The organism is Paraburkholderia kirstenboschensis, assembly GCF_032806925.1.
Classification (GTDB): domain Bacteria; phylum Pseudomonadota; class Gammaproteobacteria; order Burkholderiales; family Burkholderiaceae; genus Paraburkholderia; species Paraburkholderia kirstenboschensis.
Map to the genome: position 1 here is coordinate 398,180 of NZ_CP136512.1, position 22,054 is coordinate 420,233.

Annotated in this window: 18 protein-coding genes and 2 pseudogenes; 13 read left to right on the forward strand and 7 right to left on the reverse strand. The window is 61.6% G+C overall.

Features of this window, described 5'->3' with window-relative positions:
- Positions 1 to 34: 34 nt before the first annotated feature.
- Entirely contained in the window at positions 35 to 442 is a 408-nt protein-coding gene (locus RW095_RS10485; protein ID WP_317018924.1) for an Hsp20/alpha crystallin family protein, read from the reverse strand.
- A gap of 23 nt (positions 443 to 465) precedes the next feature.
- Positions 466 to 906, reverse strand: coding sequence for an Hsp20/alpha crystallin family protein (locus RW095_RS10490; protein ID WP_128587396.1), 441 nt, complete (start codon positions 904 to 906; stop codon positions 466 to 468).
- Between the two features lie 251 nt (positions 907 to 1,157).
- Between RW095_RS10490 and RW095_RS10495 the strand changes: the two are divergent.
- Positions 1,158 to 1,535: pseudogene (locus tag RW095_RS10495) on the forward strand (hypothetical protein); the annotation flags it as partial.
- Positions 1,536 to 1,786: 251 nt separating this feature from the next.
- On the opposite strand, the gene RW095_RS10500 reads toward RW095_RS10495, so the two are convergent.
- Positions 1,787 to 2,017, reverse strand: coding sequence for a hypothetical protein (locus tag RW095_RS10500; RefSeq protein ID WP_317018925.1), 231 nt, complete (start codon positions 2,015 to 2,017; stop codon positions 1,787 to 1,789).
- A 55-nt stretch (positions 2,018 to 2,072) separates the two neighbouring features.
- Entirely contained in the window at positions 2,073 to 4,421 is a 2,349-nt protein-coding gene (locus RW095_RS10505; RefSeq protein ID WP_317018927.1) for a hybrid sensor histidine kinase/response regulator, read from the reverse strand.
- A gap of 321 nt (positions 4,422 to 4,742) precedes the next feature.
- On the opposite strand from RW095_RS10505, the gene coxB reads away from it, so the two are divergent.
- Genes coxB through RW095_RS10535 form a run of 6 tightly spaced genes read left to right on the forward strand, consistent with a single transcriptional unit; the run spans position 4,743 to position 11,008 of the window.
- Positions 4,743 to 5,828, forward strand: a complete 1,086-nt coding sequence (coxB, locus tag RW095_RS10510; protein ID WP_317018928.1) for a cytochrome c oxidase subunit II — start codon at positions 4,743 to 4,745, stop codon at positions 5,826 to 5,828.
- Positions 5,825 to 7,774: a cytochrome c oxidase subunit I gene (gene ctaD, locus RW095_RS10515; RefSeq protein WP_317018930.1), complete on the forward strand. Its 1,950-nt coding sequence runs from the start codon at positions 5,825 to 5,827 to the stop codon at positions 7,772 to 7,774. Before coxB ends, ctaD begins: the two co-directional genes overlap by 4 nt.
- The gene (locus RW095_RS10520; RefSeq protein ID WP_317018932.1) at positions 7,771 to 8,421 is read left to right on the forward strand and encodes a cytochrome c oxidase subunit 3; all 651 of its coding nucleotides are present in this window, start codon (positions 7,771 to 7,773) and stop codon (positions 8,419 to 8,421) included. The genes ctaD and RW095_RS10520 overlap by 4 nt, the downstream gene beginning before the upstream one ends.
- A 12-nt stretch (positions 8,422 to 8,433) precedes the next feature.
- Positions 8,434 to 8,766 carry a hypothetical protein gene (locus RW095_RS10525; protein ID WP_317018933.1) on the forward strand — a complete coding sequence of 111 codons (333 nt, stop codon included), beginning with the start codon at positions 8,434 to 8,436 and terminating at the stop codon, positions 8,764 to 8,766.
- Positions 8,739 to 9,707, forward strand: a complete 969-nt coding sequence (locus tag RW095_RS10530) for a cytochrome c oxidase assembly protein (protein WP_317018935.1) — start codon at positions 8,739 to 8,741, stop codon at positions 9,705 to 9,707. Before RW095_RS10525 ends, RW095_RS10530 begins: the two co-directional genes overlap by 28 nt.
- Positions 9,704 to 11,008 carry a c-type cytochrome gene (locus RW095_RS10535; RefSeq protein ID WP_317018937.1) on the forward strand — a complete coding sequence of 435 codons (1,305 nt, stop codon included), beginning with the start codon at positions 9,704 to 9,706 and terminating at the stop codon, positions 11,006 to 11,008. Before RW095_RS10530 ends, RW095_RS10535 begins: the two co-directional genes overlap by 4 nt.
- Before the next feature lie 45 nt (positions 11,009 to 11,053).
- Here RW095_RS10535 and RW095_RS10540 read toward each other — a convergent pair whose 3' ends face one another.
- Entirely contained in the window at positions 11,054 to 11,563 is a 510-nt protein-coding gene (locus RW095_RS10540) for a GNAT family N-acetyltransferase (protein ID WP_317018938.1), read from the reverse strand.
- Positions 11,564 to 11,887: 324 nt separating this feature from the next.
- Here RW095_RS10540 and RW095_RS10545 point away from each other — a divergent pair, with 324 nt between their 5' ends.
- The 3 genes from RW095_RS10545 (at position 11,888) to RW095_RS10555 (ending at position 15,298) form a co-directional block, all read left to right on the forward strand.
- Positions 11,888 to 12,421, forward strand: coding sequence for a CinA family protein (locus tag RW095_RS10545; RefSeq protein ID WP_317018940.1), 534 nt, complete (start codon positions 11,888 to 11,890; stop codon positions 12,419 to 12,421).
- Positions 12,422 to 12,512: 91 nt separating this feature from the next.
- Positions 12,513 to 14,561, forward strand: a complete 2,049-nt coding sequence (locus RW095_RS10550) for an NAD(+) synthase (protein ID WP_317018942.1) — start codon at positions 12,513 to 12,515, stop codon at positions 14,559 to 14,561.
- 149 nt (positions 14,562 to 14,710) lie between these two features.
- Entirely contained in the window at positions 14,711 to 15,298 is a 588-nt protein-coding gene (locus RW095_RS10555; RefSeq protein ID WP_317018943.1) for a hemerythrin domain-containing protein, read from the forward strand.
- 54 nt (positions 15,299 to 15,352) lie between these two features.
- On the opposite strand, the gene RW095_RS10560 is transcribed toward RW095_RS10555, so the two are convergent.
- Positions 15,353 to 17,659, reverse strand: coding sequence for an FdhF/YdeP family oxidoreductase (locus RW095_RS10560; protein WP_317018945.1), 2,307 nt, complete (start codon positions 17,657 to 17,659; stop codon positions 15,353 to 15,355).
- Between the two features lie 227 nt (positions 17,660 to 17,886).
- On the opposite strand from RW095_RS10560, the gene RW095_RS10565 reads away from it, so the two are divergent.
- On the forward strand, positions 17,887 to 19,338 hold the full coding sequence (locus RW095_RS10565) for a cytochrome ubiquinol oxidase subunit I (RefSeq protein WP_317018946.1): 1,452 nt from the start codon (positions 17,887 to 17,889) through the stop codon (positions 19,336 to 19,338).
- Positions 19,319 to 20,335 carry a cytochrome d ubiquinol oxidase subunit II gene (cydB, locus tag RW095_RS10570; RefSeq protein ID WP_317018948.1) on the forward strand — a complete coding sequence of 339 codons (1,017 nt, stop codon included), beginning with the start codon at positions 19,319 to 19,321 and terminating at the stop codon, positions 20,333 to 20,335. Before RW095_RS10565 ends, cydB begins: the two co-directional genes overlap by 20 nt.
- A 310-nt stretch (positions 20,336 to 20,645) precedes the next feature.
- Here cydB and RW095_RS10575 read toward each other — a convergent pair.
- Positions 20,646 to 21,245: pseudogene (locus tag RW095_RS10575) on the reverse strand (membrane-bound PQQ-dependent dehydrogenase, glucose/quinate/shikimate family); the annotation flags it as partial.
- Between the two features lie 14 nt (positions 21,246 to 21,259).
- Here RW095_RS10575 and RW095_RS10580 point away from each other — a divergent pair.
- On the forward strand, positions 21,260 to 21,751 hold the full coding sequence (locus RW095_RS10580) for a cytochrome d ubiquinol oxidase subunit II (protein ID WP_317018949.1): 492 nt from the start codon (positions 21,260 to 21,262) through the stop codon (positions 21,749 to 21,751).
- The last annotated feature ends 303 nt before the right edge of the window (positions 21,752 to 22,054 follow it).

A 22,054-nucleotide genomic window follows, 5' to 3' on the forward strand; every position in this document is an offset into this window, starting at 1 on the left:
AGCCACGACCCTGGGCGGGCCGTGGCAGGCACCATTAGCCGACGTTCACTTCAATGCGGCGTGGCCGCGCTTCTTCGCGGCGCGGAATGACGAGCTTCAGCACACCATCCTGAAGGTTCGCCTCGATCTTCGACGTGTCGAATTCCGCACCGAGCGTGAACGAACGCGAGAAATGCGGCGCGCGGATTTCCGCGTGTTGGAGGCGCAAGCCGGCGCGCGTCGGCACGCTCGCTTCGGCCTCGATGTGCAGATTGCCGTCGTGCACGCGCACCTCCAGCTTCTCTTTCGACACACCCGGCAGGTCCGCCCACAGCGTCACACCGTGCGCGTTTTCGATCACGTCGACGGGCGGCGTCAGCGTCGCGCGCTGCTCAGCCGGCTCGCGCTCGCCGCGCGCCGCGGGTTGCTGCTCCTTCTGCACAACTTCGGTCGTATCGTTCATGATTCGCTCCATCATCGGTGAGATCATTGAATGGTGATTGCACGCGGCCTGGACGATTCGCGCTTGCCGACGCTAATCGACAGGCAGCCGTTCGTGTAGCGGGCCTCGACCTTGTCCGGGTCGGCCTGCTGCGGCAGCTCGATCACGCGGCGGAAAGAACCTGTAAAACGCTCCTGCGCATATTGGCGCGTGGACTCGTCCGCCTCGGGCGCGACGCGCTTGCGCTCGCCGGCAATCGTCAGCAAGCCCTTGTCGATCGACACATCGAGTTGCGACACATCGATACCGGGCGCGAACGCGACGATCTCGATCGAGTCGTCGGTGGTGCCGATATTGATTTGCGGAAAGGCCGACAGACGGCCGGAGCGGATGCTCGAAGGAAAACCGCCGAACACCGCCGACATCTGCTGCTGCAGACGGTCGAGCTGGCTGAACAGGTCGGTCGCGAAGTAAAGGTCACTCATGATCGTTTCCTCCTCGGTAGTACCGGGGCGAGGAGACGGACGGGCCTACGCGCTCCAGTCCGCCTGCCCGCACCCGCTGACAGACAAATCGAAACACGCAGCGCGCCGCCGGAACGGCGCGTCTGCCTGAGCGGAATCTAAAATAGATCTCGCCACGCCGATTTCAAGACCCCTTTGCGCAAATTTTTGACCTTGAAAAATACAACTGAAACCACACAGTCGTGCGAGATCAAAGTGTCGGAGAAAAGGGCATGGAATTCGATTCGGACTGGCTGACTCTTGGGCGGCATCGAGTCTGTCTGCGCTCGCCAGGAGGCTTTCCCACGGAAGGAATGAGGACCGCCGTGGACGTCATACGCATTGCGATAGAGAACAATATGAGCGCCCGCGCGCGGCTCGTGGATGTTGCGGTGCGAGAGGAAAAATCGTACGACGTATCGGTCGGAACGACGTTCGCCGACGACCGGCTTTGCGCCCCGCAACTCGAAGCGGCGATTGCCACGGTTCTCGGTTTGATGCCCTCGCAAGTGCGGATCTTCGTGACAGTAGTCACGCAGTAGAAGGTGGACTTGCACTTCGGCGTGTACGAAAGAATGCTGGCCGAGAATATTAGTGGATTGGCGCCTATCACGCGCACTGAGCAGGACAGCGCGCGGCTTTGCGCACACACAGCGGCACTAGGCACCCGGAGTGGCCCGACACCCCTGACGCTCTACACAGCAAAGGCTAAAAGCACGTTGGCCGCAAAAGTACTGCCTTTAAGATTTCCTTCAGGTTTGCGCGATAAATTCAACGAAAGCTTTTACCACGCGACACCGGTGAGCGACGCTCGCCGAACATCGAATAAAAATACGAGAGAACCCTCATGCCGAAGGCAAATTCAGGCGCCGCCGCCGCGACTGCACGCCTTACTTACGCGGTTGAACTCGCGCGCGGCTCTTCGCACATCAGCAGTACATTGACTCCAGAGACCGAAAGGCGAGCAATTGTCGAAACGGTCGCCGAGTTTTGCGAACTGTACGGCGAAACGAACTTGCCCCTGTTCCAGATGCTCCTCGCAGAAGAAGTGCGACAGCGCGGCAAGAACGAAGCCGCTCTTGCGGTCGCTCAATTCAAGTTCGTTTGCAATTGTTCCGTGCGCTGACGCGCGTGGCACCCACTCCGGGCTACTTGTCGAAACCGCGCAGCATCGCGCTGAGTTCGTCCATGCTGTAGGGCTTGCGCAGCGCTCCCCAGCGAAACGGCAGCTTGTTCACCGACGGCATCTCGTGACCCGAAGCAAAAATCACACGTAACGTGGGCCGCACTTGAGTAGCCCGTTCCGCGAGTTCGAGACCGGACATGACCGGCATGGACAGATCGGTGATCAGCACGTCGAACGGTTGTTCTTCCAGGAGCTGCAATGCTTCTTGCGGCGAGCCGGTGACAGCGGGGTCGTGGCCCAGCAGCTTCAGCAACTCGCCGATGGCCTCGGACGTATCCAGATCGTCGTCGACCAGCAGCAGCCGCAGACCCCTATCAGCCGCGCCCCCCTGGATTTCGACGGCGTCGCCGCTACGGGCGAGCGGAGGAACGCCGAGTATCTGCCGGATCTTGTACGCCAATTGTTCGCGGCTGTACGGTTTGCTCAGCAGTTCAACGCCGGGATCGAGCCGCCCGCCATGCACGATCGCGTTCTGCGTATAGCCGGACGTGAAGAGCACCTTCATACGCGGCAACAACTGCACCGCCTGGGCGACCATGGCAGGGCTGCGCAGCGGGCCGGGCATCACCACGTCGGTAAAGAGAAGGTCGATATGCACGCCGCTGCGCACCACCGCGAGCGCCTGCTCGGCGTCGTTCGCCTTCAGCACGCTATAGCCGAGCCCCGAAAGCGTGTCGACCACCGTCGATTGCACCTCCTGGTCGTCCTCGACGACAAGGATGGTTTCCGTCCCGCCGAGCAGCGTCAGCGTGACCGGCGGCGAGGTCGGCGTCTCGACCGCGTCTTCCATCGAGCGCGGCAGATAGATCTTCACCGTCGTGCCGTGTCCGACTTCGCTGTAAATCCTGATGTGGCCGCCGCTCTGCTTGACGAAGCCATAGGCCATGCTCAGGCCGAGGCCGGTGCCCTCGCCCTCGGGTTTGGTCGTGAAAAACGGATCGAACGCGCGCTGCACGATTTCGGGCGGCATGCCGGTACCTGTGTCGGTTACGGCGAGCATCACGTACTGGCCGGCGGGCACGTCTGGAAAGCCCGCGACGTACTGATCGTCGAGCATGGCGTTCGACACTTCCATCGTGAGCTTGCCGCCCTCCTTCATCGCGTCGCGTGCATTGATCGCGAGATTGAGGATCACGTTCTCCATCTGATGCACGTCGACGAGGGAATTCCACAGTCCACCCGACACGACGGTCTCGATCTCGACCGTTTCGCCGAGCGCGCGGCGCAGCAGGTCGTCCATGCCCCGAATTGCGGCGGCAAGATTGATCACGATAGGCCGCAACGGCTGCTGGCGGCCGAACGCGAGCAATTGCGACGCGAGCTTCGCGCCGCGCTCTACTGCGTCGATCGCCTTGTCGAGGCGCTCGCGCGTCCAGCCGTCGCGTTTATGGCGGCTTTCCAGCAATTCGAGGTTGCCGCGCAAAATCTGCATGACGTTGTTGAAATCGTGCGCGACACCGCCCGTCAGCTTGCCGATGGCTTCCATCTTCTGCGACTGCACGAGCGCGATGCGTGTCTCTTCCAGCAGACGATTCGCCTCCATGCGCTCGGTGATGTCGCGGGTGATCTTCGCAAAGCCGACCAACGCGCCGCCGTCGCGGATCGCGTCGATCACGACGTGCGCCCAGAAGCGCGAGCCGTCCTTGCGCACGCGCCAGCCTTCCGCTTCGAAACGGCCGTCGCGTGCGGCGGCCGCGAGGCCGCGCTGCGGCAATCCGCTGCCGGCGTCTTCGGGCGTATAGAAGCGCGAAAAATGCGAGCCGATGATTTCACCGGCCGTATAGCCCTTGATGCGGCGCGCGCCCGAATTCCAGTTAGTCACCATGCCTTCCGGCGACAGCATGAAGATCGCGTAATCGGTCACGCCGTCGACGAGCAGCCGAAAACGGCGCTCGCTTTCGAGCACCGCGTCGTGCACCGTCTTTTTGTCGGTCATGTCGCGCACGATCTCGCCGTAGCCGAGAAGCGCGCCGTCTTGCGAGCGCAGCGCCGTGAGCACGACGCTCGCCCAGAATGCTTTACCGTCCTTGCGCAGGCGCCAGCCTTCACCCTCGAAGCGCCCTTCGCGACGCGCCGTTTCGAGCGCCGCTTGCGGCGAACCCTTCGCGCGCTCTTCGGCGGTGTAGAAAATATCAAGCGGCTTGCCAACGACCTCGTCTTCGCGAAAGCCGTGAATGGCTTCACCGCCCACGTTCCACGAGCGAATGTAGCCGTCTTCGGATAGACCGATCACCGCGTAGTCGCGCAGAGATTGAACCCAGATGTTGGCCCAGTTCTGAACGATGTCATCGGGCTCGTATGCATGCGCCATTAACCTGCTCCATCGAGAATAGGCCGACGACCTAATCTGCTTTTAGCGCGCCACTGACGGCGCACCCGTGTTTTCTTCTACTGTTCTCTGTTGTTTTGCACGTAAAGCCCGGGCAAGCCGATCCTTTGCGGCTTTATGCGCATTCGACATTTTATTAGCGAACGCCTGCGATATGAAGAGTGTTTCGGTAAGACTGCCAAGGCGGGTGTAAGCGGGTGTAAGCGGTTTCAAATCGCCCATAGCCCTGCCAAAGCCCGATCCGGCGCGGTACAGCGATTGCTACACCCACTCGCAAACGCCCCACGAGCCACCGCGCCAAGCATGAAAACAGGCCAAGCACCTCGACAAAGTCTGCGGAGCGCTGCAGCCAGTCTGCCGCGCCGCCTGATTCCGCTCAGGTCAGCAGCCGCTTTTTGCGGCGGCCTCGCACTCGAAGTACGGGCCGCCCCCGCTCATGATGCGCTCAGTCCAGCAGGCGTGCAGGCCTCGCACATCTTCTCGCTCTGGACCGTCACGCTGACCGTCTGCTCGCTCGTGTTCGCGGCTGTGCTGATCGCGCTGCTGCTCGCCATGGCGCGGGCGCCGCGTGCCAGCCGCGATGCGAGCCCGGATCTGGGCTCGCTCGAGCGTCCGGAGAGACGCGTGCGCCGCGTGGTGAGCGCGGCGTCGATTGCGTCGGTGGTATTGCTCTTCGGGCTGCTGCTCGCCGATATCATGACCGATCGCGCGCTGTCGCGACTGCCCGTCGCCGACGCGGTTCATCTGGAGATGACCGGGCATCAATGGTGGTGGGAAGCGCGCTACGCGGACGACACACCCGGCAGCGGATTCGCGGTGGCGAACGAACTGCATGTGCCAGTGGGACGGCCCGTCATCATTTCGCTGAAAGCCGACGACGTAATCCATACGTTCTGGGTACCGAATCTGCACGGCAAGAAGGACATGATTCCCGGCCGCGAGTCGACGATCGAATTCCGCGCCGACCGCGCCGGCACATATCGCGGACAGTGCGCCGAATTCTGCGGCCTCGAACACGCGCTGATGGCATTCACGGTGGTCGCCGAGCCGCCCGCCCAGTACGACGCATGGGTCGCGCGTCAACGGACGCCCGCGCCGCAGCCGCTCAACGCGCTACAGGCGCAAGGCGAGCGCCTTTTCACGACTGGCAACTGCGCCGGTTGCCATACCGTGCGGGGCTCCTCCGCAAACGGGGTGCTCGGGCCCGACCTCACCCACGTGATGAGCCGCCCGATGCTCGCCGCCGAAACATTCGAAAACACGCCCGCCAACCTCGAGTCCTGGATAAAGGCGCCCGGCAGCATGAAGCCCGGCACCACGATGCCGGCAAGCCAGTTGTCGGCGCAGGACCTGAATGCCCTTGTCGCATGGATCAGAACCCTCCAATGAGCGAACGTCAATCCACATCGGGGCGGCCGGCCGAGCATCTGGTGGACGGTCCCGCCGCCGGGCAGCAGGTCGCCGAAGCGCTTGCGCGCACCTGGAGCGATAGCCCGGGCTGGCTGGGCCGGCTCTCCGCTGTCAATCACAAGACCGTGGCGCGGCGCTTCGTGATCACCACGTTCGTTTTCTTCCTGCTGGGCGGCCTGCTCGCGCTCGCCATGCGACTGCAGCTCGCGCGCCCCGGCAATCGTCTCGTCGGCCCGGAGCTGTACAACCAGCTCTTCACGATTCACGGCACGACGATGATGTTCCTGTTCGCCGTGCCGATCATGCAGGCAATCGCGACATGGCTCGTGCCGCTGATGATCGGCGCGCGCAGCGTCGCCTTCCCGCGGATGAATGCCTACGCCTACTGGGTCTTCCTGTTCGGCGGCGCGACGCTTTACGTGGCTTTCGTGCTCGGCGCCGGTCCGGACGCAGGCTGGTTCAGCTATGTGCCGCTCGCCGGGCCTGATTATTCGACGGGCAAGGGCGTAGACATCTGGGCGCAGATGATCACCTTCACCGAGCTTGCCTCGCTGCTCGAAGCGGTCGTGCTCATTACGACGATCTTCAAGATGCGTGCGCCCGGCATGTCGCTCAACCGCATGCCGCTATTCGTGTGGGCTACGCTGATCACGCAATTCATGGTGCTGTTTGCGATGCCGGCGGTGATGCTCGGCAGCACCGCGCTGATTCTCGATCGTCTGGTCGGTACGCATTTTTACAACCCGGCGCGCGGCGGCGACGTGTTGTTGTGGCAGCACCTTTTCTGGTTCTTCGGGCATCCCGAGGTGTACCTGATCTTCATTCCACCGCTCGGCTTTCTTTCGTCGATCATTCCAACCTTCGCGCGCCGCCCGATTTTCGGCTACCCGGTCATGGTGCTCGCGCTGATCATGACAGCCTTTCTCGCGTTCGGTCTATGGGTTCATCACATGTTCGCGACGAGCATTCCGGCGCTCGGCAAGAACTTCTTTACAGCCGCCAGTCTGATGATCGCCATCCCGTCCGGCGTGCAGATCTTCTGCTGGATCGCTACGCTTTGGACCGGCCGCCTCAACCTTAAGACGCCGCTATGGTTTGCGCTCGGCTTCTTCTTCGTTCTCGTGCTGGGCGGCATGACCGGTGTGATGCTCGGTTCGGTGGGGCTCGACTTGCAGGTACATGACACCTACTTCGTGGTCGCGCATCTGCATTACGTATTGCTCGGCGGTGCGGTATTTCCGCTATTCGGCGCGTTTTACTACTGGTATCCGAAAGCGACTGGCCGGCTAATGAACGAGACGCTGGGACGCCTGCAATTCTGGCTGTTCTTTCTCGGCTTCAACGTCGCGTTCTTTCCAATGCACGTGCTCGGTCTCCACGGCATGCCGCGCCGGGTGTGGACCTATCCGCACGGCATGGGCTGGGACGGCATGAACCTGGCTGCCACGATAGGCGCGGTGACGATAGGCGTCAGCGTGCTGGTGTTCATCGTCAATGCGGTGCGCAGCTACCGGCATGGCGAAGTGGCGGGCGCCGATCCGTGGGGCGCGGGCACGCTCGAGTGGAGCACCGCGAGTCCGCCGCCGCCGCACAACTTCGACGCGCTGCCCGTGGTTCACGGACGCGACCCGTTGTGGGAGCCTTCCGCGCAACCGGCATATGTGAGCGGTCTTGCTGCCGAATCGCGTGAAGTGTTGTCTACCACCGCGCTCGACGCGCTGCCCGATCTGCGTCTGCTGTTTCCGTCGCCTTCCATCTGGCCGTTTATCAGCGCAGTGGCGACCACCGTGTTGTTCATCGGCTCGATCTTTTCGCCGTGGGCTGTGGTGTGGGGATCGGTCCCGGTCACGATCGCGTTGATCGGCTGGTTCTGGCCCAATCGCGGCCAGAACCAGCGTGCGGTCCAACTGGAGCAACGGCCATGACGGAATTGCGCAAAGTGCCGGTAAACGCGGTGTCAAACGATGCGGGCGCCACTCCCGCGTTGATGCTGGACGTGCGCCATCTGCCGAGCTTCGCCTTCGGGCATCGCAGTCTGATGTGGTGGAGCACCGTGTGTCTGATGCTGATCGAGGGCACCGTTTTCGCCATCGCGGCAATGACGTACTTCTATCTGCGCGGTCTCACCGCGAAGTGGCCGCTCAACGCCGCGCCGCCCGACTTGCTGTGGGGCACCGCAAACATCGCGATTCTGCTCGTGAGCATGTGGCCGAACCAGCTTGCGAAGCGCGCTGCCGACCGCCAGCAGCGCGCCCGCGCGCGTCTGTGGCTCTGCGTATGCCTGCTTTTCGCCGTGGCCTTTCTCGTGGTGCGCGGCGTCGAGTTTGCCGCACTGAACGTGAGCTGGTACACGAACGCCTACGGCTCGGTCGTATGGCTGCTGCTCGGCCTGCACACCACGCACCTCATTACCGACACCCTGGATACGGCGGTGCTCGCCGTTCTGCTGTTCACCGGCCCATTTGAAGGGAAACGTTTCGTCGACGTCAGCGAGAACGCGCTGTACTGGTACTTCGTCGTACTCAGCTGGTTGCCGATCTATGCGGTGATCTACCTCGCTCCCCGCTTGTGATGGAGGTTTGCCATGCGAACCTGGCTCGCGCTCCTCGGCGCGCCTTCCGCGGTACTGGCCGCGCTGGGCGCCGACTATGCACTCGTCACGCCCTCCTGTGCGTGGCGAACGATTCTTCCCCTGGGCAGCGTCACCGGCACTGCGCTGCTGTTCTCGATGATCGCCACGCTGCTTGCGTGGCACCGCTGGCGCGAGGCCGGCATGATCGCCCCCGCGAATGCGACCGCGCTGCCCGCGCGTCCCGCAATGCTCGCGTGCGCGGCCACGTGGGTCGGCATGCTTTCGACGCTCGCACTCGTCGCAATGTGGATACCGCAATGGCTCATTTCCCCCTGCGTGCAATGAACACATCAATGCGCTGCGCACTCGCGTTTGCCGCGGCGTGCGTTCCGCCCGGCGTACACGCGCATGTGCTGACTGCCGCGGAAAGAAGCGCGCCGCCCGTGCTGCGCTGGACCTTCGAACCATGGGTCGTCGCATTGCTGGTCGTGAGCCTCGGTCTCTATGCGGCCGGCTACCGGCGTCTGCGCGCGCGCAGCCGACGCGGGCGCGGCATTCGCACGCGGCAACTGTGCGCGTTCGTAGCCGGATGGCTTGCACTCGTCGCCGCGCTCAATTCACCACTCGACGCATTGAGCGCGGCGCTATTTTCCGCGCATATGGTTCAGCACGAACTGATGATGATCGTGGCCGCTCCGCTGCTCGTGCTGGGCCGACCGCTCGCGGTATGGCTGTGGGCCTTTCCTCCGGCGGCACGGCACGCGATAGCGGCGGCAGTCCGCACGCCGGTGCTGAACGGGCTGTGGCGCGCGCTGTGCGCGCCGACCGTCGCGTGGCTGCTGCATGCCGCCGCGCTGTGGGCGTGGCATATGCCGCGTTTTTTCGAAGCGGCGCTCGCGTCGGCCGGTATTCATACGCTTCAGCACACGAGCTTCCTGCTCAGCGCGCTGTTGTTCTGGTGGGTCGTTTTCGGCGAAGGCGCGCGGCGCGATCAAAGCGGCTATGCAATGTTGTCGCTCTTCACGACGATGGTTCACACCGGCGCGCTGGGCGCATTGCTCACGCTCGCGCCGGGGCTCTGGTACCCCGCATATATAGAGCCGACGACGGCGCTCGGCTTCGATCCGTTGCAGGATCAGCAACTTGGCGGTCTCGTGATGTGGGTGCCTGGCGGTCTGGCGTATCTGATCGCCGCGCTTCTGACAGGCGCGCGCTGGCTGATGCACCGCGCGCCAGTGACGCTCATGCCCAACACGCTGGCCGCGCGCCGGGATACCACCTCATGACGCGGCGCTTCAAACTGATCGTGCTGGCCGGCACGGCGATGCTTGGCGCAATCACGGCTGCGCGCGTCACGGCCCAGCCCTCCGATGCGGCCGATCCGGCGCTTGCGGCCCTTGTGGCGCGCGGAGAGTATCTCGCGAAGGCGTCGGACTGCGCGGGGTGCCACACCGCCGTCGGCGGACAAGCCTATGGCGGCGGCCTCGGACTAACCTCGCCGTTCGGCACGATCATGAGCAGCAACATCACGCCGGACCGCCGGTACGGCATTGGCGCATACAGTTACGAGGACTTCGCGCGGTCCGTACGCGAGGGCGTGTCGCCGGGCAGCAAGCGGCTCTATCCGGCCATGCCGTATGCGTCGTTTTCAAAAATGTCCGACGACGACATGCGGGCGCTCTACGCGTATTTCATGCACGCCGTAAAACCCGCGCCCGAACCGGCTCCGCCCACCAAGCTGCCGTTCCCGTTCAATCAGCGCTGGGTGCTCTATTTCTGGCAACTCGTGTTCGCACCGAAAGAACCATATCAACCGAAGGCCGGACGCGACGCACAGTGGAATCGTGGGGCGTTTCTCGTGCAAGGCCCGGGTCATTGCGGCGCATGTCATACACCTCGTGGGCCGGGCTTTCAGGAACGCGGCTACGACGAGTCGTCGCCGACCTATTTGACCGGTGGAGTCAATGACAACTGGTTCGGGCCGAATCTCACTGGCGATCCGGGCTCCGGACTCGGACGTATCGGCGAAAAAGATCTCGCTGCATTCCTGAAGACGGGACACGGCGCGGGTCTCGCCGCATTCGGTTCGATGGTCGAACAAGTGGAAGACAGCACCCAATATCTGACCGACGAAGATGCGCTTGCAATGGCGCACTACCTGAAGTCACTGCCCGCGCAAAAGCCGTCCGGGGGCTACGAGCCGCACGCGCAGCCCGACTTGCCGGCGCGCAATGGCAATCGTGTCGATTCGCCTCAATCGGTGGGTGCGCGAGTCTATATCTCGTTCTGCGCGCAATGCCACGGTGTACAAGGTGCGGGTGTGCCCAATGTGTTTCCGCGGCTGGCTGGCAATCCGGCAGTGATCACAGAAGATACGACCTCGCTGATTCGCTTGATGGTGGAAGGCGGCAACAGTGCCGCGACTATCAGTGGACCACCGCGTCAAGCAATGCCGGGCTTCGCTCAAACGCTCACGAATGCGCAAATGGCGAATGTGCTTTCATGGATTCGCGCCTCATGGGGTAACGACGCGCGGCCTGTGACCGCCAACGACATTCAGTCGTTGCGCGAGAAAATTCACAAGTAGCGCGGCCCATAGCCCGCGCGACTCGACGCATTGCGTTCGACTGCATTACGCTCGGCGCATGGTTGCCCGGCGCTGGTTATCGGGCGCCTCTCGGTCGAGGCGCTTTTCGAAGCAGCACGAATCGTCTTTGCCCACATGCGGCCCATACGGTGCGATGCGATGGAAACCGTGCTTCTCGTAGAACTCGATCGCCCGACGGTTGTTCACGTGCGTGCCGAGCCATAACGCCTGATAGCCTAGTTCTGCCGCTTCTTTCTCGAGCCGCGCGAGCATTGCACTGCCTGCGCCATCCGCACCGGGGCGTGCATAGAGGCGCTTGATCTCGGCAATGTGCTCGCCTAGCGGACGAAACGCGCCACAGCCAAGCGGCGTTGAAGAACCGCTCCTCGCAACCAGAAAGCGTGAGCGCTCGAGTGCGACGTCGTGAATGGAAAAGCGCTTCTGTCCGCCGTCGCCCGTAAACAAGGCCAGCGTGGCGCTCAGTTCGTCGAGCAGAGTCTGCGAGTCAGTCGAGGACGGGTCCTCGCGGTTGATAACGATTGTCGGAAACATCATGAGCGTCGCCTCCTTTGCCGTCGCACGCGAAGCGGAAGAGCAAGCGCTGTACCGATGCTAAACCGGCGCGCAAATGCTGGCGCATGCAGCGCAAAAAAAGAGGCTCGCCATCTGGCGAGCCCAACCGAACAAACAACCATGGCGTCCCGGTGAAGGGACAGGCGTATCGAGCAATCGCTGTGCCGCCCGCTGAAGCTTAACCTGCGACGGGTATTGCACTTGCTCGCTGACAACTGACTGGCTTATCGTGAACAGACTAGCCTGGTTAGAGCAGCTTGATAAACCAGCTTGCATGAACGAGCCTGAATAAACGAGGATGCAAAAATGAACATTCCCCGCAGCGTGGTTGGATTTCTCTCGTCGCGCGGTCTTGTGATCGCCACCGCCGAATCGTGCACTGGCGGTCTCATTGCATCGCTGCTCGCAGACGTGCCTGGCAGCGGCGCATGCCTCGACGTGGGCCTCGTCGTGTACTCGCCGACGGGTAAATGCGGTGTACTGAAGGTGCGGTCGCAGACCATCGAAGAGCATGGCTTGACGAGCGAGGCAGTCGCCCAGGAGATGGCCACCGGCGTACTCGCGCTCGAAGGGTGCTCGGCGAATATCGCAGTCTCGAATACGGGGCTCGCCGGTCCGCCGCCGAAAGGCACGGATTTGCCGGCAGGCACACAGTGCTTCTCGTGGCGCTACAAGTGCCGGGACGGTGAGTTCATGTTTACCGAGACGCGAGTCTTCGACGGAGACCGCACCACCATCCGGAAAAACGCGGCGCTTTACGCGCTTTCGCGAGTCGAGTATTACTACAATCAGTTGCCGAATGTACGAAACGCGAGACCCGGCTCGCCGCAATCCGTCTGAGCGCGTTGCGAACGTTGCATGGGCTGTGTTCAACACCGGCCGGAGCGGAGAAGCCTCCGCGTCCGAGCCGCTATTCAAGGCGCTGCACACCATGACGCGATCATTCTTCAATTTGTACAGTCACGACTTTGCGCGTGTCGCGGTTGCGGTTCCGGTGTGCCGCGTGGCCGATCCGCTATTCAACGCCCAGGAAACGCTGCAACTGGCCCGCGAAGCCGCGCAAAAAGGCGCGCTACTGGTGGTGTTTCCCGAACTCGGCATATCGGCCTATACGTGCGACGACCTCTTCCATCAGCGAGCACTGCTCGACGCGTGCGAAGCCGCAATCGGCGAGATCGTTGCGGCCTCTACGAGTATTCCCGCGGTAATGGTGATCGGCGCGCCACTGAAGATCGAGCATAAGCTGTTCAATTGCGCATTGGTGATTTCGAACGGCAAGCTGTGCGGTGTGGTCCCCAAAAGCTACCTGCCGAACTACGGCGAGTTCTACGAAGCCCGCCAGTTCAGTGCGGCGGAGAACGCATCGACCGCCGAAGTGACGTTATGCGGACAGCACGCGCCCTTCGGCGCGTCATTGTTGTTCGACGTGCCGCACGCGCCGCTCTTTCGCTTCCACGTTGAAATATGCGAGGACGTATGGGTTCCCGTGCCACCGTCGTCGTTCGCGGCGCTCGCGGGCGCAACGGTGCTCGTCAATCTTTCGGCGTCCAACATCGTGATCGGCAAGTCGGGCTATCGGCATCAACTGGTCGGTCAGCAATCCGCGCGATGCCTGTCCGCCTATCTGTATTCGTCTGCGGGCCGCGGCGAATCCACGACCGACCTCGCATGGGACGGCCAGGCGCTGATCTACGAAAACGGCGAATTGCTCGCGGAATCCGAGCGTTTTGTCGATACGTCCCATGTGATTTACGGCGACGTCGACCTTGAACGGCTGTCGCGCGAACGGATGCGGCAAACTACTTTTGGCCAGTCCACGCGCCGCCACGCGAACGAGGTCGGCAAATTCCAGGTGGTCAGCGTGCCGGCTTCGCTTCCCGATGCGGAGCATTTGCCGCTCGTGCGTTCAATCAACCGTTTTCCGTATGTGCCGTCAAATCCCGCGACACGCGATGAACGCTGCGCCGAGGTCTACAACATCCAGGTGCAGGGGCTGCTGCAAAGACTCGGCGCGGCCGGAATTTCGAAAGTGGTGATTGGTGTGTCGGGCGGGCTCGATTCCACGCAGGCGCTGCTCGTGTGCGCAAAAGCCATGGACCGGTTGAAGCTGCCGCGCGCGAATATCCTCGGTTACACGATGCCGGGCTTCGCGACCAGCAGCCGCACGCTCCAACAGGCGAAGGATCTGATGCAAGCCGTGGGCTGCTCGATGGAGGAAATCGACATACGTCCGAGCTGCATGCGAATGCTTCAGGACTTGCACCATCCGTTTGCGTCCGGTGAAAAACAATACGACGTCACGTTCGAAAACGTTCAGGCGGGCGAGCGCACCAGCCATCTTTTCAGGCTCGCCAATTTCCATCAGGCAATTGTGATCGGCACGGGCGACCTGAGCGAACTGGCGCTTGGATGGTGCACCTATGGCGTTGGCGATCACATGTCGCACTACAGCGTGAACGCAAGCGTGCCGAAGACGCTGATTACACATCTGGTGCGCTGGGTCGCAGAATCCGGTCAGGTCGGCGACGCGGGCTCGCATGTGCTGGAGCAGATACTGGCGACCGAGATCAGCCCGGAACTGGTGCCTGGCAAAGTCGAAAAAGTCATCGACCAGAAGACCGAAAGCATTATCGGTCCGTATGAATTGCAGGACTTCAACCTCTATTACCTGTTGCGCTTCGGCTTTTCACCGTCGAAGGTCGCGTTCCTCGCGCATTGCGCATGGGCCGACCGCGAGCGCGGCGTCTGGCCGGCGGGTCGAAATGTGGAGCGCAACGAATACACGCTTGGCGACATCAAGCGCAATCTGGCGATCTTCGCCGAGCGCTTTTTCCACACGAGCCAGTTCAAGCGCTCCTGCATTCCCAATGCTCCCAAGGTTGGATCGGGCGGCTCCCTTTCTCCACGCGGCGACTGGCGTGCTCCGAGCGACAGCGAGGCAACGGTCTGGCTGCGAGACATCCGAAAGATTCCCGGTTAGCGGGGCGTTGCAGGTATGGCGAATGCGGTACGTGGCGCATCCGCGAGCGCCCGCATGCCGGATTCGCGTGCCCGTTGCGCATGTCGACTTCGCATGCAGACAATCCCCCTAAACCGACGCGCGGCGCCGCGTCATTCTGGAGAACTGCCATGCCCGATGCCAATTCGTCGATGTCCCCCACCATTACCGCGATGATCCGGCTTGATCATATGCATGTGCTCGCCGCGTTTCATCGTTATCACGCGGACAGTCCATGGTGGCGCAAGCGCGCAATCGTCAATTCCGTCTGCGCGGCACTCGAAATACACGCGCAGCTCGAAGAAGAAATCTTTTATCCGGCATTGGCCGGTGTAATGAGCGAGGATAAGACGCTCGAAAAGAGCCAGCCGGAACACGACGAAATGCGCGCCACGATCGCAAAGCTACGCGCAAGCGGACCTGAGGATGCAGCGTACGACGGTCTCTTCCAGCAATTGATGCGCGAAGTCATGCATCATGTGGCCGATGAAGAAACCGTGCTACTTCCCACGGCTGAGCGGGCATTGAAAAGCGAGCTGCGTTCGCTCGGCTCCAAAATGACGCGCCGCAGAATGCAGCTTCTAGGTGAGCGTCCGCGCGAAATTGCAGTGAACACTGCAGGCACATTCCCGATTGCCACCTTCCTGCTCGGGTCTCTGCTGGTGATCGGCGCCACGCATTGCTTGCCGAAGTCGCGCAGAACGCGCTACGCCGATTGACCGCGCCTGAAGGAAGCTCCGGAATCCGCCGGGCAATCCGGCCCGGCGGGTCTGTTATGCAGAAGATCGAACGCCCGGTTTCTCGACAATCCGCACGGGAATAGACTTGGCGCCAGGCACTTTACTTTCTTCGGCGCAGTGCCAGAGCGGCAGTAGCGGATTGCATTCCGGGTAATAGCCGGCAATGCAGCCACGGGGAATGTCGTAAGCCTTGACTGTGAGGCCGCTTACGCGCCGGTCGAAACCGTCGTCGGAAATGGTCTGCAAGCCGATTTTGTCGCCCTCCGCCAGACCACTCGCCGCCATATCGTCCGCATTCATCAGCAGAATCATGCGGTTGCCCTTGACGCCGCGAAAGCGATCGTCCAGCGAGTAGATCGTCGTATTGAACTGACTGTCGGAGCGCAGTGTCATCAATCGGAGCGCGTCTGTTTCGCGCTCGGGCATGTCGGGATCTTCGCCGAGTGCTTTCGGCACCTGAAATTCTGCCTTGCCGCTTTTCGTCTTCCATTGCCGCTCGCGCGCCGGGAGAGGTTTGTGAAATCCGCCCGGCGTCCACATACGCTGGTTGAAATCGCGGAATACGTCGGGATACGTCTTCTCTATTTCGTCGCGCACCACCGAGTAATCGTCTCGCCATGCGTCCCAATTCACGTTGAAGCGAGCGCCCAAGGTCGCTTTCGCGATTCCCGCGACGATGTAGGGCTCCGAGCGAATGTTGTCGCTGGCCGGCTCCGCCACGCCACGCGAGCCATGCATGCAGGCGGTGCTGTCTTCCATTGAAACAGCCTGGTCACCACTCGCCTGCCGGTCGATTTCGATGCGGCTCAAACACGGCAAAATGTATGAGATTTCACCGTGTACGAGGTGACTGCGATTGAGCTTGGTCGCGACGTTTACATTGAGGCGCAAACCTCGCCATGCGGGTTCTGTCCGCAAGCGGTCCGGCACGGAACGCACGAGATTGCCGCCGAGGTTGAATACGCCCTTTACCTCTCCTTTGAGCATCGCTTCAAACGCTTCGACGGTATTCAGGCCTTTTTTGCGGGGCGGCTCGAATGAGAACTGGCTCGCCAGCTTATCGAGCGGCGCCAGTTCGGGCTTTTCCGTAATGCCGACTGTGCGCTGCCCCTGCACGTTGGAATGACCGCGCACAGGTGAAGGCCCCGCGCCGGGCTTGCCTACGTTGCCCCGCAGAAACAGCAGGTTGCACACCATGCGGACATTTTGCACGCCGAGTCGGTGCTGCGTCAGTCCCATGCCGTAATGGACGATTACCGCATTCGCCTTCATGTACTCGTCTGCCGCAGCCTGTATCGCGTCGCGAGTCAGGCCACTGACTTTTTCGATGTCCTCCCACGACGCCTCTCGCGCATAGTTCGCGAATGCTTCGTAACCGGTCGTGTGATCCCGGATGAAGTCCGCATCGACGACACGCGGCGCACATTGCTGGATGGCCAGGTCGTCCGCGGCAATCACCGCCTTGCAGATGCCGAGAATCGCAGCGGTGTCGCCGCCGGTCTTGAGTTGATGATATTGCGTGCTGATCTGCGTGTTGTCGGGCGTGAGCATCTGCAACGGCGATTGCGGATTCGCAAAACGCACGAGCCCCGGCTCGCGGAGCGGATTGAACGTGATAATCGGCACACCGCGTTTGCGCGCGTCCTGCAATTGATGAAGCATGCGCGGACTATTGGTGCCCACGTTCTGGCCAAAGAAGAACATCAGGTCAGTCTTCTCGAAGTCTTCGAGCGTAATGGTGCCGACGCCCACCCCGATCGCTTCCTTGAGCCCGACACTGGTGCTTTCGTGACACATGTTCGAGCTGTCGGGCAGATTGTTCGTGCCGTACATGCGCGCGAAAAGCTGGTACATGTACGACGTTTCGAGCGACGCGCGGCCCGACGCATAGAACACCACACTGTCTGGCTCGAGCTTGTTGAGTTCGCGGCCGATTTCGTCGAATGCCTGTTGCCATTCCACTTGCACGTATTTGTCGGTGGCGGGATCGTAGCGCATAGGCGCGGTGAGCCGCCCCGCTTCCTCCAGGTCATGGTCGTGCCACGACAGCAATTCGGTCACGGTATGCAGTTGAAAGAACTCTGGCGTCATTCGCTTGGACGTGAGATCCCAGGCGGTAGCCTTCGCACCGCTCTCACAGAACTCGAACACGTGCGGGTCCGCCGGCTTGGCCCACGAACAGCTCACGCACATGAAGCCGTCCGGTTTATTCTGCTTCGCGAGCACCGCACCGTCTTTCAGGCCAACGTGCTCCTGTACCAGGATTGACGTGACTGCCTTCAGCGATCCCCATCCGCCCGATGCATAGGGGTAGTCTCGTGTCGTGTCCTTCTCTTTCATTGCTATCTCCACGCGAACGTCAGTACAAAAAGAGAGCAAAGTGTGTACCTGTGGATCGAAAAAGCGCATGCTCCTGACAATAGGATTACGAGCCTTTCGTGGCGCCGGCGCTCGGTCTACGCGGCACGATCAGGCCACGCGTTTGCTTGTATGCAGAAGCACGTTGCAGCGCAAAAAATGCGGTTCCGTCCGTTAGTTCAGCCACGTTCATTACTCGAGGTACCGTAATGCCACCCCCGGCCGACGCTCTATTTCTTGCCCGAACGCAGTTCGGTTTCACCATCGCCTTTCACATCATTTTCCCGGCTATGTCCATCGGGCTCGCGAGCTATCTTGCAGTCCTCGAGGGTGCATGGCTCGTCACCGGCAAGCAGGTATACCTGGCCGTATTCCGCTACTGGCTAACGATTTTCGCGGTGGTATTCGGCGTTGGCGTAGTGTCGGGCCTTGTCATGTCGTATGAGTTCGGCACCAACTGGGCGGGCTTTGCCTATCGGGCAGGACCTGTCGTCGGCCCGCTTATGGGCTACGAGGTACTCACCGCGTTCTTTCTGGAATCCGGTTTTCTTGGCGTGATGCTGTTTGGCATGACCCGCGTCGGTCCCAAGCTGCATTTTCTTGCCACGGTGCTCGTTGCTATCGGCACTTTGATCAGCGCCTTCTGGATTCTGGCCGCCAATTCATGGATGCAAACGCCGCAAGGATTCGCGCTGGTCGACGGCCGCTTCTTTCCCACCGACTGGCTCAGCATCATCTTCAATCCGTCGTTTCCTTACCGGCTCGTGCATATGGTGCTCGCTGCTTATCTGAGCGTGGCGTTCATCGTCGGCGCGGTGGGCGCATGGCACTTGCTGCGCGATTCCGGCAACGAGCCCGCGCGCCTGATGGCTTCCATGGCGCTATGGATGGCGTGCATCGTCGCGCCGATCCAGATTCTCGCCGGCGACGCGCACGGCGTGAACACGCTGAAACATCAGCCCGCAAAAATCGCCGCACTCGAAGGCGACTGGGAGTCGAAACCTGGTCAGCCGCTGATTTTGTTCGGTATGCCAAACATGAAGACCGAAACGACCGACTACGCCGTCGAAATTCCGCACCTGGGCGCGCTGATTCTCACGCATACGTGGAACGGCTCAATCAGAGGGCTCAAGGAATTCGCGCGAGAGGACCGTCCCTTTTCGCCGCTTATTTTCTGGGCCTTTCGCATCATGGTCGGCCTTGGCGCGCTGATGGCGCTGACCGGTTTTGCGAGTCTTGCACTTCGGTCGCGTCATTCGCTTTATCGTGCGCGCTGGCTGCACCGGCTCATGGTTGCAATGGGACCTTCCGGTCTCATTGCGCTGCTATGCGGCTGGACCGTGACCGAAGTGGGCCGTCAACCATACACCGTGTATGGCCACTTGCGCACTGCCGACAGCGTGTCGCCCATCGCCGCCCCAGGCGTCGCGACATCGCTTGCGGCTTTCGGCGTGGTGTATCTGATCGTATTCGGCGCGGCGATGGTGTTTCTATTGCGGCTCATGGCGAGGCCGCCATCGCTCGCAACAGAAGGACCCGCGAAAGACAAGCCGCATCGCAGCGCGGGCATCACGCCCGGGCCGGCGCAACGGCAGCCCGCATCGACCACCACAGGCAACATATCCGCACGGGACGATCGTCATGACAGCCGCCACGATTGATCTGCCGCTCGTATGGGCGGGTATCCTCGCGTTTGCCGTGCTTGCCTACGTCCTGCTCGACGGGTTCGATCTCGGCGTGGGCATCCTGTTCGCCGTCGAGCGAAGCCGGGACGATCGCGACCTGATGGTGAACTCCATCGCGCCGGTATGGGACGGCAATGAAACATGGCTCGTGCTCGGCGGCGGCGGACTTTTCGCCGTGTTTCCGCTCGCATATTCGATCATCCTGCCCGCGCTCTATCCGCCAATCATCGCGATGCTGCTCGCACTCGTGTTTCGCGGCGTGGCCTTCGAATTCCGTTTTCGCGCGACAGGTTCCGGCCGCGCGTGGTGGGATGTCGCTTTCTTCTCGGGTTCGACCATGGCCGCTTTGTGCCAGGGACTCGTGCTGGGCGGGCTGCTTCAGGGCATCCACGTCAAGGGAGTTTCGTATTCCGGCGGCTGGTGGGACTGGCTTACCGGCTTCACCGTGCTGTGCGGCCTCGCCGTCGTCGTCGGCTATACATTGCTCGGATCATGCTGGCTGATCTGGCGCACCGAAGGGCCGCTGCACGAGCGCTGCCGGCGTTATGCGCGGACCACGGCAGTCGCGGTGCTTGCGCTGATCGTCGTGGTCACGCTGTGGACGCCGATGCTGCAAGGCTCGCTCGCTGCGCGCTGGTTCCGCTGGCCGGACATTGCGTTCACCGCCGCCGTGCCGGTATTGCTGATTCTTCTCGCGGCCGGCTTCTGGCGCAGCCTTTCGGCGCGGCGCCAGGCGCTGCCTTTGCTCTTCGCCTATGGCATTTTCATTCTTTGCTATGCAGGTCTTCTGATCAGTATGTATCCATATCTCGTGCCGCCCGCGATTTCTTTCCGCGATGCCGCCGCGCCCCGCGCAAGCCTGTTATTCCTTCTGGTGGGCGCCGTGATTACCGTTCCGATGATTCTCGGCTACACGGCTTATGCCTATTCCGTCTTCAAAGGCAAAATGCGTCCCGGCGAGGGATATCACTGACATGTGGCGACGATTCGCATGGTTTGTCGGCTTGTGGATGCTGGGCGTTGCAACGGTCGCCCTCGTGGCAGGCATATTGAAAGCTGTACTACATGCAGCTACGCATTGAGCGATCTTTGAGCATTCTGCGCGCGTCATGGCGGCTGGAATGTTTGTCCACTGACGCGTAACGATTTCAACCGCGTGCACAATGACGTGCATCCACGCACTTGATGCAGAAACCCGCACGCCTGATGAAAGCGCGCGGCGGGCCGAACTGCAATGTTCCTGTCGGCATCCGCTCGCGCGCAATTCTGATGAACGCTGTCCTTCAGGGTAGCGTGTACGCGATCACATAATCGCCTTGCTTCGTGCCAAGCGAGCCGTGGCCGCCCGCGGTGACGAGTACATACTGCTTGCCGTTGCTGTCGGCGTAGGTCATTGGCGTTGCCTGCCCGCCTGCGGGCAAGCGGGCCTGCCACAACCGGTCGCCGGTACGTACATCGTAAGCGCGCAGATAATAGTCGAGCGTACCCGAGAGGAAGGCCACGCCGCCGGCAGTCGTGATCATCCCACCGAGACTCGGCACGCCGAGCGGCATGGGAATGGGCAACGGCGCGCTGTCGCGAATCGTGCCGTTCTTGTGTTCCCAAACAATGTGGTTCGTGCGCAGATCGACGCCTGCCACATATCCCCACGGCGGCGCCTGGCACGGAATGCCGAGCGGCGAGAGGAACGCATTCAGTTCGAAACCGTATGGCGTGCCGCGCGCGAGCTTGATGCCGCTTGTTTCACTGCCCTTCTTGTCCCCGCTCTCGGACGGAATCTGCGAGCGCGGTACCAGCTTTGAAGTGAAAGCCATGTAACTCGGGTTCGCGATCAATATTTGCCGAACCGGATCGACTGCAATGCCGCCCCAATCGAATACCCCGAGTCGGCTATACATTGCTCGGATCATGCTGGCTGATCTGGCGCACCGAAGGGCCGCTGCACGAGCGCTGCCGGCGTTATGCGCGGACCACGGCAGTCGCGGTGCTTGCGCTGATCGTCGTGGTCACGCTGTGGACGCCGATGCTGCAAGGCTCGCTCGCTGCGCGCTGGTTCCGCTGGCCGGACATTGCGTTCACCGCCGCCGTGCCGGTATTGCTGATTCTTCTCGCGGCCGGCTTCTGGCGCAGCCTTTCGGCGCGGCGCCAGGCGCTGCCTTTGCTCTTCGCCTATGGCATTTTCATTCTTTGCTATGCAGGTCTTCTGATCAGTATGTATCCATATCTCGTGCCGCCCGCGATTTCTTTCCGCGATGCCGCCGCGCCCCGCGCAAGCCTGTTATTCCTTCTGGTGGGCGCCGTGATTACCGTTCCGATGATTCTCGGCTACACGGCTTATGCCTATTCCGTCTTCAAAGGCAAAATGCGTCCCGGCGAGGGATATCACTGACATGTGGCGACGATTCGCATGGTTTGTCGGCTTGTGGATGCTGGGCGTTGCAACGGTCGCCCTCGTGGCAGGCATATTGAAAGCTGTACTACATGCAGCTACGCATTGAGCGATCTTTGAGCATTCTGCGCGCGTCATGGCGGCTGGAATGTTTGTCCACTGACGCGTAACGATTTCAACCGCGTGCACAATGACGTGCATCCACGCACTTGACGCAGAAACCCGCACGCCTGATGAAAGCGCGCGGCGGGCCGAACTGCAATGTTCCTGTCGGCATCCGCTCGCGCGCAATTCTGATGAACG